Source organism: Sulfitobacter sp. CB2047 (genome assembly GCF_000735125.2).
In the GTDB taxonomy this organism is placed as follows: domain Bacteria; phylum Pseudomonadota; class Alphaproteobacteria; order Rhodobacterales; family Rhodobacteraceae; genus Sulfitobacter; species Sulfitobacter pontiacus.
Genome location: NZ_CP072613.1, coordinates 1,043,725 through 1,058,803, shown reverse-complemented (window position 1 = coordinate 1,058,803; position 15,079 = coordinate 1,043,725). Strand labels below are relative to the sequence as shown.

The 15,079-nt window shown below is 59.9% G+C and carries 14 protein-coding genes; 4 read left to right on the top strand and 10 right to left on the bottom strand.

What is annotated here, in order from left to right:
* Nucleotides 1–3: 3 nt before the first annotated feature.
* Complete coding sequence (locus IV89_RS05150; protein ID WP_037944764.1) at nt 4–792, bottom strand: alpha/beta hydrolase; 789 nt, start codon at nt 790–792, stop codon at nt 4–6.
* Complete coding sequence (locus IV89_RS05145; protein WP_037944765.1) at nt 789–1,385, bottom strand: 2-hydroxychromene-2-carboxylate isomerase; 597 nt, start codon at nt 1,383–1,385, stop codon at nt 789–791. The genes IV89_RS05150 and IV89_RS05145 overlap by 4 nt, the downstream gene beginning before the upstream one ends.
* 108 nt (nt 1,386–1,493) lie before the next feature.
* Here IV89_RS05145 and IV89_RS05140 point away from each other — a divergent pair, with 108 nt between their 5' ends.
* Nucleotides 1,494–2,513 carry a ribose-phosphate pyrophosphokinase gene (locus tag IV89_RS05140; protein WP_005849565.1) on the top strand — a complete coding sequence of 340 codons (1,020 nt, stop codon included), beginning with the start codon at nt 1,494–1,496 and terminating at the stop codon, nt 2,511–2,513.
* A gap of 31 nt (nt 2,514–2,544) precedes the next feature.
* On the opposite strand, the gene IV89_RS05135 is transcribed toward IV89_RS05140, so the two are convergent.
* From IV89_RS05135 to IV89_RS05105, 7 genes are all read right to left on the bottom strand, one after another.
* Nucleotides 2,545–2,883: an H-type lectin domain-containing protein gene (locus tag IV89_RS05135; protein WP_081858800.1), complete on the bottom strand. Its 339-nt coding sequence runs from the start codon at nt 2,881–2,883 to the stop codon at nt 2,545–2,547.
* A gap of 127 nt (nt 2,884–3,010) precedes the next feature.
* Nucleotides 3,011–3,448, bottom strand: a complete 438-nt coding sequence (locus IV89_RS05130) for a F0F1 ATP synthase subunit epsilon (protein ID WP_005849569.1) — start codon at nt 3,446–3,448, stop codon at nt 3,011–3,013.
* Between the two features lie 12 nt (nt 3,449–3,460).
* Complete coding sequence (gene atpD / locus IV89_RS05125) at nt 3,461–4,885, bottom strand: F0F1 ATP synthase subunit beta (RefSeq protein ID WP_005849570.1); 1,425 nt, start codon at nt 4,883–4,885, stop codon at nt 3,461–3,463.
* A 19-nt stretch (nt 4,886–4,904) separates the two neighbouring features.
* Nucleotides 4,905–5,783 (bottom strand): F0F1 ATP synthase subunit gamma, encoded by an 879-nt coding sequence (locus IV89_RS05120; RefSeq protein ID WP_005849572.1) that lies wholly within the window; start codon nt 5,781–5,783, stop codon nt 4,905–4,907.
* Between the two features lie 14 nt (nt 5,784–5,797).
* Nucleotides 5,798–7,336: a F0F1 ATP synthase subunit alpha gene (atpA, locus tag IV89_RS05115; protein ID WP_005849573.1), complete on the bottom strand. Its 1,539-nt coding sequence runs from the start codon at nt 7,334–7,336 to the stop codon at nt 5,798–5,800.
* Nucleotides 7,337–7,897: a F0F1 ATP synthase subunit delta gene (locus IV89_RS05110; protein ID WP_174226613.1), complete on the bottom strand. Its 561-nt coding sequence runs from the start codon at nt 7,895–7,897 to the stop codon at nt 7,337–7,339.
* Nucleotides 7,898–8,175: 278 nt separating this feature from the next.
* Nucleotides 8,176–8,946 carry a methyltransferase domain-containing protein gene (locus IV89_RS05105; protein WP_037944768.1) on the bottom strand — a complete coding sequence of 257 codons (771 nt, stop codon included), beginning with the start codon at nt 8,944–8,946 and terminating at the stop codon, nt 8,176–8,178.
* 151 nt (nt 8,947–9,097) lie between these two features.
* Here IV89_RS05105 and gloB point away from each other — a divergent pair, with 151 nt between their 5' ends.
* The 3 genes from gloB (at nt 9,098) to IV89_RS05090 (ending at nt 13,327) form a co-directional block, all read left to right on the top strand.
* Nucleotides 9,098–9,865 (top strand): hydroxyacylglutathione hydrolase, encoded by a 768-nt coding sequence (gloB, locus tag IV89_RS05100; protein ID WP_037944769.1) that lies wholly within the window; start codon nt 9,098–9,100, stop codon nt 9,863–9,865.
* Between the two features lie 175 nt (nt 9,866–10,040).
* Complete coding sequence (clpA, locus tag IV89_RS05095) at nt 10,041–12,362, top strand: ATP-dependent Clp protease ATP-binding subunit ClpA (protein WP_005849580.1); 2,322 nt, start codon at nt 10,041–10,043, stop codon at nt 12,360–12,362.
* Nucleotides 12,359–13,327, top strand: a complete 969-nt coding sequence (locus tag IV89_RS05090; protein WP_037944770.1) for a M23 family metallopeptidase — start codon at nt 12,359–12,361, stop codon at nt 13,325–13,327. Before clpA ends, IV89_RS05090 begins: the two co-directional genes overlap by 4 nt.
* Before the next feature lie 2 nt (nt 13,328–13,329).
* Here the strand turns inward: IV89_RS05090 and IV89_RS05085 are convergent, their stop codons facing one another.
* A complete protein-coding gene (locus IV89_RS05085) occupies nt 13,330–15,078 on the bottom strand; it encodes a peptidoglycan -binding protein (RefSeq protein ID WP_037944771.1) in 1,749 nt (582 codons plus the stop codon).
* Between the last annotated feature and the right edge of the window lies 1 nt (nt 15,079).

Below are 15,079 nucleotides of genomic sequence, written 5' to 3'. Positions count from 1 at the left end.
CGGCTATACCGTTTCGAGAAAGCTGCGAATTTCAGCGGCGACGGCCTGCGGGTGCGTGATCGGAGCCATGTGCCCCGCCCCCTCGATCGCCTTGCGTGTCACGTTCGGCAAACGGCGGGCGATGGACGTGCTGATCGCATCTACCATATCCGCCGATGTGCCCCCGTCCATCAACAGCACCGGCATCGCGGCGCGGGCAAACTTGCCCGGTTCTAGCAATCCGGCATTGTCGTCCCGCAAAAACGGCTGGCTAGCGGGCACATAATGGATACGGTCAGCCATATACTGGCGCAGCTTTTCCGGAGTCTGTTCCCATCCGCTGCCGTCGCCCCAGCCGGTGTTGAAGATGCGCGCAGCCTCCATCCGGTCGCCCGCATCAAAAGCCGCATCGAACCCGTCGGAGTTGCGATCCGCGGCCGCGACCCGTTCCGGATCGTCAGCCAGAGCCGCCGCGAAATAGACCGGTTCGATCATCGTCAGGCTGCGCACCAGTTCGGGGTTCTCGATGGCAATTCGCAAGCCGATCGTCGCGCCAAAAGAATGGCCGATAATATCAATCGGTTCGGTCACCAGTTCCCGCACCAGATCGGTCGCCCGGGCATGGATATCCCCCAGCCCGTCCCAATCAGCGGATTTACCATGGGAGGGCAGATCGGGACAGAGCAATGTCAGCTCATCCGCCAACGCCTCGCCCACGCCGCGCCACGCGCCGGAATGGGCAAGCGTGCAGTGAACAGCCAGCGCGTGTCGTGGGCCATGCCCGAATTGCCGTGTATATAAACCTGAACTCACAGTTTACCTGCCACCACGAGGTCAAGGTCTTCAAGCCGGTCCTGGCCCCAGAACTTGTGGCTGTCGTCCAGAATATAGAATGGCGCGCCAAAGACGCCCTTTTCGACCGCCTCTTCCAGATTGCGCGCGTAGGTATCAGCCCCCTGCAGCAAGCCTTTGTCGGCCAGCGCGGGATCAAAACCCGCTTTTTCAAGACAGTCGCGCACGACCGCATCTTCGGCAATATCGCGTTCCTCGGCCCAGACGGCTTTCATGATCAGCTGGCACAGCTTGCCTACGTCGCCGCCTTCGTTCTGCGCTGCGATAATGGCGTAAGAAGACGGCGCGCCGTTGGTGGGCCAATGCGCGGGTTTGAGGTTGAACGGCATCCCCAGCTTCTTGGCCTGACGCGGCAGTTCAATCGCGCGATACTCTTGCCGCGACGGATGTCGATCTTTTGGAGGCTGCCCGCCCGTGCGCCCGAAAGCGGTAATCAGATCGAAAGGTTTATAGGTGATCGTCGCCCCGTGTTTGGCGGCGATTTCCTCAAGCCGGTTTCCCGCCAGATAGGCATATGGTGAAAGTGTCGCAAAAAAATAGTCGATATGGGGCATTTGGGTCTCCGATCAGGGCTGTGCAGCTTTGCCAGACCGTAAGGCCATGCTAAGCGGTGTCAACGTCACGATTCTGTCACATGTTCTGCATCCAGGGACCCTTTGCACATGGCTCAAACCACCGAACCCAAACTGATCTCAGGTAACGCGAACATGCCGTTGGCCAAAGCCATCGCACGGCGGATGTCGCTGCATCGGGGGGTCAACGTAGGGCTGGTCGACGCACGGGTCGAACGGTTCAATGACGGCGAAATCTTTGTGGAGGTTTACGAGAACGTCCGCGGCGAGGATATGTTCATCATCCAGCCAACGTCGAACCCCGCCAATGACAACCTGATGGAACTGCTGGTCATGGCCGACGCGCTGCGCCGGTCCTCTGCGGCGCGTGTCACGGCTGTTCTGCCCTATTTCGGCTATGCCCGTCAGGACCGCCGCACCAAGGCACGCACGCCAATCACCGCCAAGATGGTCGCGAATATGATGGTCGGCAGCGGCATTGAGCGTATCCTGACGATGGACCTGCACGCCGCACAGATCCAGGGTTTCTTCGATATCCCTGTCGACAACCTCTATGCCTCCCCCGTTTTTGCGCTGGACATCCAGAACGAATTCAAGGGCCGCATGGACGAGCTGATGGTCATCTCTCCGGATGTGGGCGGCGTGGCCCGCGCACGCGAACTGGCCAAGCGCATCAACTCCCCCCTCGCCATCGTGGACAAGCGCCGCGAAAAGCCCGGCGAGATTGCAGAGATGACCGTGATCGGCGATGTGACCGACAAAGTCTGCCTGATCGTGGACGACATCTGTGACACCGCCGGCACCCTGTGCAAAGCGGCCGAAGTGCTGATGGAAAACGGCGCGAAGGAAGTCCACTCCTACATCAGCCACGGCGTTATGTCCGGCCCTGCGGTCGAACGCGTTAGCAATTCGGTGATGAAATCGCTGGTCATCACGGACAGCATCGCGCCGACGCCCGCCGTCAAGCAAGCTACAAACATCCGGATCGTGCCCACAGCGCCGATCTTTGCGCAGGCGATCCTGAACATCTGGAACGGCACCTCGGTCTCGTCCCTGTTCGACGCCGACACGCTAGAGCCGATCTACGACGGCATGTACAAACCCGGCTAAGCGCCCCTGAAACAACGGCTGGGGGCGCTGCTTAAAGCTCCCAGTCGTCTTGCTGCGGCAACGGCCCGATGGCCATCCAAGACGCCCTGACGCGCGCGATACGCGTATCGCCCCAGGTGCGGAACACCAGTTCAAATCCCTCTTTCGTAACATTCTCTGATCGCAAATCCGCGCGCATGACCGTGGCGTTATCCACGTCCCACAGCGCAAGCGAGGCGTGTACCGTGGGGATATCGCGGTACGGCGTGGAGAAGGTGATATGGTTGCGCCGCTCGCGCTGGCCCTTCCCCGTCCACATCTCGCCACCATCCTGAAAATCGGAGAACAACACCGTTTCTCCGCTATCGATACCAACGCTGCTTGCGTTCATTCTTTTCATGGTGATGGCCTGCCCCAACCTGTCCTACCCCTACAATCCGACAACCATAAGTTAAGGTTAACAAATAGAAAAGGCCCCGCGGATGCAGGGCCTTTTCATCAAAACGGGCAAGGAAACGTCAGAGGCTGGGTTGCTTGCTCGACAAGCCGATTTCGTCCCCCATGGCGACCATGTCGGACAGCAGCTTGGCTGCGTCGTCTACGGGGCCAGGTTCATTCACGAAACCCTCTTTTGCCGTCGTGTACATGGCTTTGGCTTCGGCGATCATTTCGTCCAGATGCTCTTGGGTCATATCACCCTTGGACACCGCGCGTTCGGCCAGAACCGATACGCCTTCGGAAGAAATCTCGGCAAAGCCGCCGGTTACCACATACTCAGCAGTGCCTTCCGGGCCTTCAACACGCAGCACACCGGGGCGCAGCGTGGTGATGGTGGGGGCATGATCAGGCATTGCTGTCATGTCCCCGTCCGCACCCGGAATCTGAACGGCCGTCACCTGCATCGAGGCCAGCCGCCGCTCGGGCGAAACGAGGTCGAATTGCATTGTGTCTGCCATTTTCAGCGCTCCTTAAGCGGCGTCTGCCGCCATTTTTTCAGCTTTCGCTTTCACTTCTTCGATGCCGCCAACCATGTAGAAGGCACCTTCGGGCAGGTGATCGTATTCACCGGCAACAACCGCCTTGAAGGAGGTGATTGTCTCTTCCAGTGGAACCTGCTTACCGTCGGAGCCGGTGAACACTTTCGCAACGTCGAAAGGCTGGCTCAGGAAGCGTTCGATCTTACGCGCACGGGCAACGGTCAGTTTGTCGTCTTCCGACAGTTCGTCCATGCCGAGAATCGCGATGATGTCCTGCAGCGACTTGTAGCGTTGCAGGATACCCTGAACGTCACGTGCCACGTTGTAGTGCTCTTCGCCAACGATGGATGGGTCCATCAGACGCGATGTGGAGCCGAGCGGATCAACAGCAGGGTAGATACCCTTTTCCGAGATCGAACGGTCCAGAACGGTTGTCGCGTCAAGGTGCGCAAAGGATGTCGCGGGCGCAGGGTCGGTAAGGTCATCCGCAGGAACGTAAACGGCCTGAACCGATGTAATCGAACCGGATTTGGTCGATGTAATACGTTCTTGCATCGCACCCATGTCGGTCGCCAGTGTTGGCTGGTAGCCCACGGCCGAAGGAATACGACCCAGCAGAGCCGAAACCTCGGAACCGGCTTGGGTAAAGCGGAAGATGTTGTCGACGAAGAACAGAACGTCGGTACCGGATTGGTCGCGGAACTGTTCGGCCAGTGTCAGACCGGTCAGAGCAACACGCATACGCGCTCCGGGAGGCTCGTTCATCTGGCCGTACACCAGCGCAACCTGTGATTTTTCCAGATCATCGGGGTTAATAACGTTGGATTCGATCATCTCGTGGTACAGGTCGTTCCCTTCACGGGTACGTTCACCAACGCCCGCGAAAACCGAATAACCGGAGTGCACTTTGGCGATGTTGTTGATCAGTTCCATGATCAGAACGGTTTTACCAACACCGGCACCACCGAACAGACCGATTTTACCACCCTTGGCGTAAGGTGCCAAAAGGTCGATAACCTTGATACCTGTTTCCAGCACTTCGGAAGTGGTCGACTGTTCCGCGAATTCGGGCGCGTCCGCGTGGATCGAGCGACGCTCGGCCGATTGGATGTCGCCTTTTTCGTCGATGGCTTCGCCAACAACGTTCATGATGCGGCCCAATGTGGCGTTGCCCACTGGGATCGAGATTGGCGCGCCTGTGTCTTCGACGCGCTGGCCGCGAACGAGACCTTCGGTCGCGTCCATCGCGATGGTACGCACGGTGTTTTCGCCAAGGTGCTGAGCCACTTCGAGGATCAGTTTCTTGCCGTGGTTTTCAGTTACAACAGCGTTGAGGATCTCTGGCAGGTGATCCTCGAACTGCACATCGACGACGGCGCCGATGACTTGTGTGATTTTGCCGACTGCATTTGCCATGTCGTTTCTCCGATTTGTCCTACAGCGCTTCCGCGCCGGAAATGATTTCGATCAGCTCGTTGGTGATGACGGCCTGACGCGAACGGTTATACTCGATGGTCAGATCTTCGATCATGTCACCGGCGTTCCGTGTAGCGTTGTCCATTGCCGACATCCGGGCACCCTGTTCAGAGGCCGCGTTTTCCAGCAGAGCCGAGAAGATCGCCGTTGCAACGCCGCGCGGCAGCAGGTCGGCCAGGATGGCCTCTTCGCTGGGCTCGTAGTCGAACAGTGTCGTCGCCTCGTCCGCGCCTTCGGTCTCTTCGAAGGTCGCCGGGATGATCTGCTGTGCCGTCGGGATCTGGCTGACGACGTTCACGAACTTCGCATAGAAGATCGTGGCGATGTCATATTCACCCGCGTCAAAACGGCCAAGTACGTCCTTGGCGATCCCCTGCGCATCGGCATAGCCAAGGCGCTTGACGTCGCTGAGGTCAACGTGACCGACCAAAAGGTCGCCAAAGTCACGACGGATGCTGTCGCGGCCTTTCTTGCCAACGGTCAAAATCTTGACCTCCTTACCCTTGGCGATAAGGCCACGGGCATGGGCTTTGGCAAGCTTGGCGATGTTGGCGTTAAAGCCACCGCACAGGCCACGTTCAGCGGTCATGACAACCAACAGGTGAACCTGATCCGACCCCGTGCCGCTCAGCAGCTTGGGGGCGGTGTCAGACCCACCTACCGATGCAGCCAACCGCGACATCACAGCGTTAAAACGCTCTGTGTAGGGGCGGGACTGCTCGGCAGCTTCCTGCGCGCGGCGAAGCTTCGCCGCGGCAACCATTTGCATGGCTTTCGTGATCTTGCGGGTCGATTTGACCGACGCGATCCGGTTTTTTAGGTCCTTGAGGTTTGGCATGTGCCCTCCCTCCCTTAAGCGAAGTCAGCGGCGAAAGAATCGATGGCAGCTTTGATCTTGTCTTCCAGCTCACCCTTCACCTTGCGGTCGTTGTTGGTGATGTCAGCCATCAGGTCGGCGTGCTTGCTGCGCAGGTGCGCCAGCAGGCCCGCTTCAAAGCGGCCGACTTCTTTGACGTCGATCTTGTCGAGGTAGCCGTTTGTACCCGCATAGATCACGCAGACGATTTCCGCGTTGGTCAGAGGGGAGTACTGAGGCTGCTTCATCAGCTCTGTCAGGCGCGCACCACGGTTCAGCAGCTGCTGAGTGGAGGCATCAAGGTCGGAACCGAACTGAGCAAAGGCCGCCATTTCGCGGTACTGAGCCAAGGACAGTTTAACCGGACCAGCAACAGAAGACATCGCTTTGGTCTGAGCCGAGGACCCAACGCGCGAAACCGACAGACCGGTGTTCACAGCAGGACGGATACCTTGGTAGAACAATTCGGTTTCCAGGAAGATCTGACCGTCGGTGATCGAGATCACGTTGGTTGGAATAAACGCGGAAACGTCACCACCTTGGGTTTCGATGATCGGCAGAGCTGTCAAAGAGCCGTTGCCTGCGTCATCGCCCAGCTTCGCCGAACGCTCGAGCAGACGGGAGTGGAGATAGAAAACGTCACCTGGGTAAGCTTCACGCCCGGGCGGACGACGCAGCAGCAGGGACATCTGGCGGTAGGACACGGCTTGCTTGGAAAGGTCATCGTAGATGATCAGCGCGTGACGGCCGTTGTCGCGGAAGAATTCCGCCATAGCTGTTGCGGAGTATGGTGCGAGGTACTGCATTGGCGCAGGCTCGGACGCGGTGGCGGCAACAACGATGGAATAGTCAATCGCGCCTGTTTCTTCGAGCTTTTTAACAAGCTGGGCAACAGTCGAACGCTTTTGGCCGATCGCAACGTACACGCAGTACATTTTCTTGCTCTCGTCGTCGCCTGCGGCGTCGTTGATCTGCTGTTGGTTCAGGATCGCGTCCAGAGCAACGGCGGTTTTACCGGTCTGACGGTCACCAATGATCAGCTCACGCTGGCCACGGCCAACGGGGATCATCGCGTCAACGGATTTCAGGCCAGTCGCCATTGGCTCGTGCACCGATTTCCGTGGGATAATGCCGGGGGCTTTAACGTCCGCGAGGCCACGCTCGGTGGATTCGATGGGGCCTTTGCCGTCGATAGGGTTACCCAGACCGTCAACAACACGACCCAGCAGACCGTTGCCGATTGGCACGTCCACGATGGAGTTGGTGCGCTTGACGGTGTCGCCTTCTTTGATGTCGCGGTCGGAACCGAAGATAACAACACCGACGTTGTCTGTCTCGAGGTTCAGGGCCATGCCCATGATGCCGCCGGGGAATTCGACCATCTCGCCAGCCTGGACGTTGTCCAGACCATACACGCGAGCGATACCATCACCAACGGACAGAACGCGGCCAACTTCGGCAACTTCTGCTTCTTGACCAAAGTTCTTGATCTGGTCCTTCAGGATCGCAGAAATCTCTGCAGCTTGGATACCCATTTATCCGACCTCTTTCATTACATTCTGGAGGGAATTGAGCTTTGCGCGGATCGACGTGTCGATCATCTTAGAGCCCACTTTTACGATAAGACCGCCAATGAGGGAGTCATCAACGGTCGCATTCAACGTTACTTTTTTGCCTGTGGTCGCGGCGAGCGACTTGGACAGTTTTTCGGACTGCGCTTTGGTCAGCGCCTTGGCCGAAATCACATCAGCAGTCACTTCGCCTTTTTCGACGGCGATGATGTCACGCAGGTTCTGGACCAGCTGCGGCAGGACGAACAGACGGCGCTTGTTGGCCATCAGTTCCAGCGTGCTGGCGAGCGTCTGGGACAGGTCCATCTTTTTGGCGATGGCACTGATCGACGCGGCTTGCTGTTCGCGCGTGTAGATCGGCGAATTGATCAGATCGCGGAAATCTTCGCTTTCGGCCAATGCGGCTTGCAGCGCATCAAGATCTTTCTCGATCTGGGGAAGGGCTTTGGCCTCTTGGGCCAGCTCGTACACGGCGGTCGCATAGCGTTGTGCGATACCTGTAGAGATTGATGCTGTTTCGGACACGTCCATCCTCTCATACGTCAGGGCCGGATAAGCGAATACATCGCGTCACCGGGGTGTTGGCGCGACTTGAAATTACCCAAGACGTCTAAATCAGGGCGGATGTAGCAGACGGACCCGCATCCCGCAACACAGTATAGTGACGTTGCCACAGGAAAGCGCCCCTTATTCTTAGCGCAATGCACCCCTGCGACGCTTTGACCTGATCAACCTGCCTAAAAATCAATAGACATCCGGCAATTTCGGGTGTGGCAGCGATTCTTGCCGCCGTGGCGCGGGGGTCACATAGGCTGTGGCAGGGCCGCCTGAACTGCCGAAGGTGTCACCGCGCCGACCCCTTCCAGAACGCGGATCGACCGGCGCGCTGGCGTGCGTGCAACCTTGCCCTTGGGCGGGTACACCAGCTTGGTCACCTCGACCATAAACGCCCCGCCAGCCATGATCGTCGGCATGTGCCGCCCGACTTTTTCAAACAGCGGCCCCGCGCGCCGGAACGTCCGTCTGGTCGAGGGCATCAGATACAGCGCACCCAACTGGCGCTCGGGCAGGAACTGGTGTTTGCGCAGTTGCGTTTCGAGCTGACCCAGCGAATAGGGCCGCCCGTATCCGAAGGGCGTGATATCGCTACGCGCCCAGAAGCCTGCACGGTTGGGCACGATGAACAGCGCCCTGCCCCCCGGCCCCAACACGCGCCAGCATTCCTCTAGCAGGTCGCCCTGCCGGTCAGACGTTTCAAGCCCGTGCATCAGAACCAGCCGGTCGACATGTCCGGTTTCGATCGGCCAAAGCGTTTCTTCGGTCAGCACAGAAGTATTGGGCATACCCGCGGGCCAAGGCATGACCCCCTGCGGCCCCGGCATCAGCGTCATCACCCGCCGCGCATCCGCCAGATAGGGGCGCAGCAAGGGGGCCGCGAAACCAAAGCCCACCACGGTCTGCCCCTTGGCCTCGGGCCAAAGCTCAAGCATGCGGGTACGCAAGGAATGCTGCGCCGCGCGGCCAAGGGCACTGCGATAGTAAAAGTTGCGCAGGTCTTGGACATCAAGGTGCATGGGCAAAGGGCCTTGTTGGGTGGATCGCCCCGACCCTAGACCAAAGCCACGCGCCGCAAAAGAGCGGACTGCGCGAAACCCGTTTGCAGCACCGCCCTGCCCGCGCTAGCGTGGTGATCCGCATCCCGAAACCCCGACCGGAGCCGCTGCCATGTCCTTTGATCTTGTGACCATCCCCTGCCTGTCCGACAACTACGCCTTCCTGCTACGCGACCAGACCAGCGGCAAGGTCGCCTTGATCGACGTACCCGAGGCCGCGCCGATCGCTGCCAAGCTGGACGAGCTGGGCTGGACGCTGACAGAAATCTGGCTGACCCATCACCACCCCGACCACATTCAGGGCGTGCCCGCGCTGATTGCCGACCACCCTGCCCGCGTGATCGGTGCCAAGGCTGATGCCGAACGCCTGCCCCCGCTGGACGCGGCCTATGACGACGGGCAATCCTTCACCTTCGGCGCGCATACGGTCGATGTGATCGATGTGTCGGGCCATACCGTCGGGCATATCGCCTTTCACGTCCCCGCGGCCAAATGCGTCTTTACCGCCGACAGCCTGATGGCGCTTGGTTGCGGTCGTTTGTTCGAAGGCACACCCGCGCAGATGTGGGACAGCCTGCAAAAGCTGATGCGCCTGCCAGCCGATACCACCGTATGTTCGGGTCACGAATACACGCAGTCGAACGCAAAATTTGCCCTGACGGTTGATCCGGAAAACGCGGCACTTATATCTCGTGCAAGAGAGATCGATCAGGCCCGTGCTGATGGCGAGCCGACAGTTCCCTCGACGCTTTCAACGGAACTTGAAACCAACCCCTTCCTGCGCCCGTCCGATCCGGGCATCCGTGCGCAACTGGGGATGGTCAACGCCACCGACACCGATGTGTTTGCCGAAATTCGCGCGCGCAAAGACCGTTTCTGACCGCCGCAATCATGGTCTAAAATCGACGTTCACGATAAATGTGACAGCGATATTGCAGAAAAACCTTGAAGCTGCGCCGTGATCAACCAAACTCTAATACTATGAGGCCATGCTCGGTTGCGGCGCGTCCTGTTTCTGACGCCCCCTCCGACACAGATCGAAAAGGAGCACGCCTGTGCCTTCATTCTCGTCTACCCTAGAACAAGCCATTCACGCGGCGCTGGCCCTTGCCAATGCGCGCAAACATGAATTCGCTACGCTTGAACATCTCCTTTTGGCCCTGATCGACGAACCCGACGCCGTGCAGGTGATGAAAGCCTGTTCTGTCGATATGACCGAACTGCGCGAAACGCTGGTCGAATTTGTCGATGAAGACCTGAACAATCTGGTCACCGATGTTGACGGCTCCGAAGCGGTGCCAACGGCAGCGTTCCAGCGGGTGATCCAGCGCGCGGCGATCCATGTGCAATCCTCTGGCCGGACCGAAGTGACCGGCGCGAACGTGCTGGTCGCGATCTTCGCCGAACGCGAAAGCAACGCCGCCTACTTCCTGCAAGAACAGGATATGACGCGCTATGATGCGGTCAATTACATCGCGCATGGCGTCGCCAAAGATCCGGCTTTCGGTGAACCACGCCCCGTGTCCGGTGCGCCGGATCACGAGGAAGAAGCCCAAGGCGTCACCGATGGCGACAAGAAAGAATCCGCGCTGGCGAAATACACCGTTGATCTGAACGCGAAATCCCGCGAAGGCGACGTTGATCCGCTGATCGGCCGGTCGGACGAGGTGGAACGCTGCATCCAGGTGCTGTGCCGCCGCCGCAAGAACAACCCGCTGCTGGTGGGTGACCCCGGCGTCGGGAAAACCGCCATCGCCGAAGGGCTGGCGCGCAAGATCGTTGCCGGTGAAACGCCCGAGGTCTTGGCCGAAACCACGATCTACTCGCTCGACATGGGCGCGTTGCTGGCGGGCACCCGCTACCGCGGTGATTTCGAAGAACGTCTGAAAGCCGTCGTGACCGAGCTTGAAGAACATGACAACGCCGTCCTGTTCATCGACGAGATCCACACCGTTATCGGTGCCGGTGCCACATCCGGCGGCGCGATGGATGCCTCCAACCTGCTGAAACCCGCGCTTGCGGGCGGCAAGCTGCGCACCATGGGGTCGACCACCTACAAGGAATTCCGCCAGCATTTCGAAAAAGACCGTGCCCTTGCGCGTCGTTTCCAAAAGATCGATGTGAACGAGCCTTCGGTCGAGGATGCGGTGAAAATCCTGCGCGGCATCAAACCCTATTTCGAGGATCACCACTCGGTCAAATATACCTCTGACGCGATCCGGACCTCGGTTGAACTGGCGCACCGCTATATCAACGACCGCAAACTGCCTGACTCCGCCATCGATGTGATCGACGAAGCGGGCGCGGCGCAGCATCTGCTGGCGGCCTCTAAACGGCGCAAGACCATCGGCACCAAGGAGGTCGAAGCTGTGGTCGCCAAAATCGCGCGCATCCCGCCCAAGAACGTGTCCAAGGATGATGTGATTGTGCTCAAGGATCTTGAGGCATCGCTGAAACGCGTCGTCTTCGGTCAGGACAAGGCGATCGAAGCCCTGTCGTCCGCGATCAAACTGGCCCGCGCTGGCCTGCGCGAGCCCGAAAAACCCATCGGCAACTACCTGTTCGCAGGGCCGACAGGTGTGGGTAAGACCGAGGTGGCGAAACAGCTGGCCGACACGCTTGGTGTGGAACTGCTGCGTTTCGACATGTCTGAATACATGGAGAAACACGCCGTTTCCCGCCTGATCGGTGCCCCTCCCGGCTATGTCGGGTTTGATCAGGGCGGCATGTTGACCGATGGCGTTGACCAGCACCCGCACTGCGTTCTGCTGCTCGACGAGATGGAGAAAGCCCACCCGGACGTCTACAACATCCTGTTGCAGGTGATGGATCACGGCAAGCTGACGGACCACAATGGCCGGACAGTGGATTTCCGCAATGTCGTGCTGATCATGACGTCGAACGCAGGCGCGTCCGAGCAGGCGAAAGAAGCGATCGGCTTTGGCCGTGACCGTCGCACCGGCGAGGATACCGCCGCGATCGAACGGACCTTCACGCCCGAATTCCGCAACCGTCTGGACGCGGTGATCAGCTTTGCTCCGCTTCCGAAAGACGTGATCTTGCGGGTGGTCGAAAAATTCGTGCTGCAGCTTGAAGCTCAGCTGATGGACCGCAACGTGACGATTGAACTGTCCACAAAAGCCGCCGAATGGCTGGGCGACAAAGGCTATGATGCACGAATGGGTGCGCGCCCCCTTGGACGCGTCATCCAAGAGCACATCAAAAAGCCCCTCGCCGAAGAGCTGCTGTTCGGCAAGCTGGCGAAAGGTGGTGTGGTCAAGGTCAACGTCAAGAAGGGCGAGCTGGACCTGACGATCCTCGGGTCGGAAAACCCCAAGCTGACAGGCAACAAGCCACCGTTGCTGACAGCTGAATGATATCACGCAGCGCCGTATTTGCGCTTGCCCTGCCCTTTGCCAGCCCCGTGCTGGCAGAGGGTTTTCTTATCTCCCCTCCCCTTGATTGCGACCTTGGCACAGACTGCTTCATCCAGCAGTATGTCGATAGCGACCCGTCGTCTGATGCGATGGATTTCACCTGTGCCGCGTTAAGCTATGACGGGCACAAAGGCACGGATTTCGCACTGCCCAGCCGGGCCCGTATCGCCGACAACATCCCCGTCCTTGCCAGCGCCGCAGGCCGTGTCACCGGTATGCGCGACGGTATGGCTGACAGCGGTTATACCAGCGAAAACGCTGCCGATATCGACGGTAAGGAATGTGGCAACGGCGTCGTGCTTGACCACGGGAACGGTTGGGAAACGCAGTACTGCCACCTCAAACAAGGCTCCGTCAGCGTCACCACGGGGCAAGAGGTCGCCTTGGGCAACACCATCGGCTTTGTCGGGCAGTCGGGAAAGGCCGCCTTCCCCCATGTGCATCTGTCGGTGCGCAAAGACGGGGCCGTCGTTGATCCCTTCGATCCCGATGGGACCACCAGCTGCGACGCGCCCGGTGACAGCAACCTTTGGGCTGAACGGCCCGACTACCGCGCCGGTGGGCTGATCAGCATTGGTTTTGCCGATGCGGTCCCCGCCTATGACGCCATCAAACAAGGCGAGGCAGCGGCGGCGTCCCTGCCCGTGGATGCGGATGCGCTGGTGATCTGGGGCTACATGTTTGGCACGCGGGCGGATGACATCGTGAACCTGTCCATCACCGGCCCTGACGGCATGGTGATCGCGGATGATGTGACGTTGACCAAAACCCAGGCCCAAGCTTTTCGCGCCATCGGCAAACGTGGCCGCGTGGACTGGCCCGCGGGCACCTATACCGGCACGGTGACGATGATCCGCGGCCTGCAGATCATCAGCCAACGCAGCACGGAAATCGAGGTCAAATAACGCTACCTCTCAGTCAGCTTAAGCTCGATCCGGCGGTTTTGCGCGCGCGCGGCTTCGGTGTTGCCACTGGCAACGGGCTGATATTGGCCAAAGCCGTTCGCGGCCAGCCGTTCCGGTGCGATCCCGAGGAAGTTGATCATATATTTGACCACCGAAAGGGCGCGCGCCTGACTAAGCTCCCAGTTATCCGCAAATTCGCCCAACCCCGACAGCGGCTGATTGTCGGTATGCCCGTCTACGCGAATGACCCAGTCGATTTCAGGCGGGATATCGGCCGCGATGTTGCGCAGGATACCGGCGACCTTGGCGATCTCTCCGCGACCATCGGCGGACAGCGTGGCGGCCCCCGGGGGGAACAATACCTCGGAAGAAAAGACGAAACGGTCCCCCTCGATGCGCACACCCTCCTGATTGCCCAAAAGCGCACGCAAGCGGCCAAAGAACTCGGACCGGTATTGTTCGAGGTTCTTCGTCTCGGCCTCAAGCCGCGCACGTTCAGCCGCTTCAAGCTCGGCGCGGCGGCGTTCTTCGGCGGCGACCCGTGCGAGGGCGGTGTTCAGATCTGACCCCAACGATTGCAACTGCACCTCTTTCGCGGCATCGCGTGCGACGGCATCATCCAGCAGGGATTGCAGCTCCCCCAACTGGCCGCGCAGGGCGGCAACCTGCTGGTTCAATAGTTCTGTCTGGCGCTGCGCGGCGGCAGTCGCCGCTTCTTCCTGCGCCAGCTCGGACCGGGCGGCCTCCAGCAAAGCGGCCTGTTTCTCTGCATCCGACAGCTCTGCCTCGGCGCGGTTCTCAGCGGCAAGCTTTGCAGCAAGCGCATCCGCCAGTTTGGCGCGCAGCTCTGCCCGATCGGCCTGAGTTGCTTCAAGAGTTTCGGTTTCTGCCAGCGCAGCGGCAAGTTCTGCATCCAGCGTTTCCTTGGCAGCGCGAGCGGCGGCCAGCAGGGTCAGCGTATCCTCGGCCTCTTTGCGCTGCTTCTCTAGCGCCAGCGTCATTGCAGTCAGCTCTGCATCGGCGTTTTCCAGCTTTTCACGCAAGCGTTCGGCGGCGGCGGCTTCGGCCAGACGGGCGGCTTCGGCCTCTGACAGCGCGGCGGCATTCTGCGCGGCGGCGGTTTCCAAAGCGGCCTGCGCATCCTGATTTTGCGCCCGCAGATCATCCACCAGCGCTGTCAGCGCATCACGGCGGGCGGCGGCAAGGCGGGCGGCTTCGGCCTGGGCGTCCGTCTCTGACCGCGCCTGCGCCAAGGCAAGGTTCAACGCCTCTTGCGCGCTCAGCAGTTCTTCTTGTCGTGTTTCAAGCGCCTCTCCACGGGCGACCGCCGCATCCCGCTGGGACAACAGGCTTGCCACCTGAGCTTCGAAGCCGGTGATCTTGGCCTCTGCCGCGTCAAGCTGTGCGGCCTGCGCATCGCGTGTCGCGGTCAAGGAGGCGATCATCGCCGCCTGCTCTGCCGCCTGATCGCGTGCAGCGGTGAGGGATGTGTTCAGCGTCCCCAGTTCTGCCTCAAGCGCGGCCGTGGTTTGCCGTTCCATCCCAAGCGCTTGAGCCAGCGCCGCGACTTCGCCCGACAGCGAATTCAGCTCGTTCTCTTGCCCGTTGATCCGCTGGGTCTGTACGGCTTGCAGCACCATAAAGATGGTCAACACGAACATCAGCACAAGCAAAAGACCCGTCATCGCATCCACGAATCCCGGCCAGATCGAGCCCTGAAACCGTGCCCCAGTGCGTCGGGAAAGCGCCATG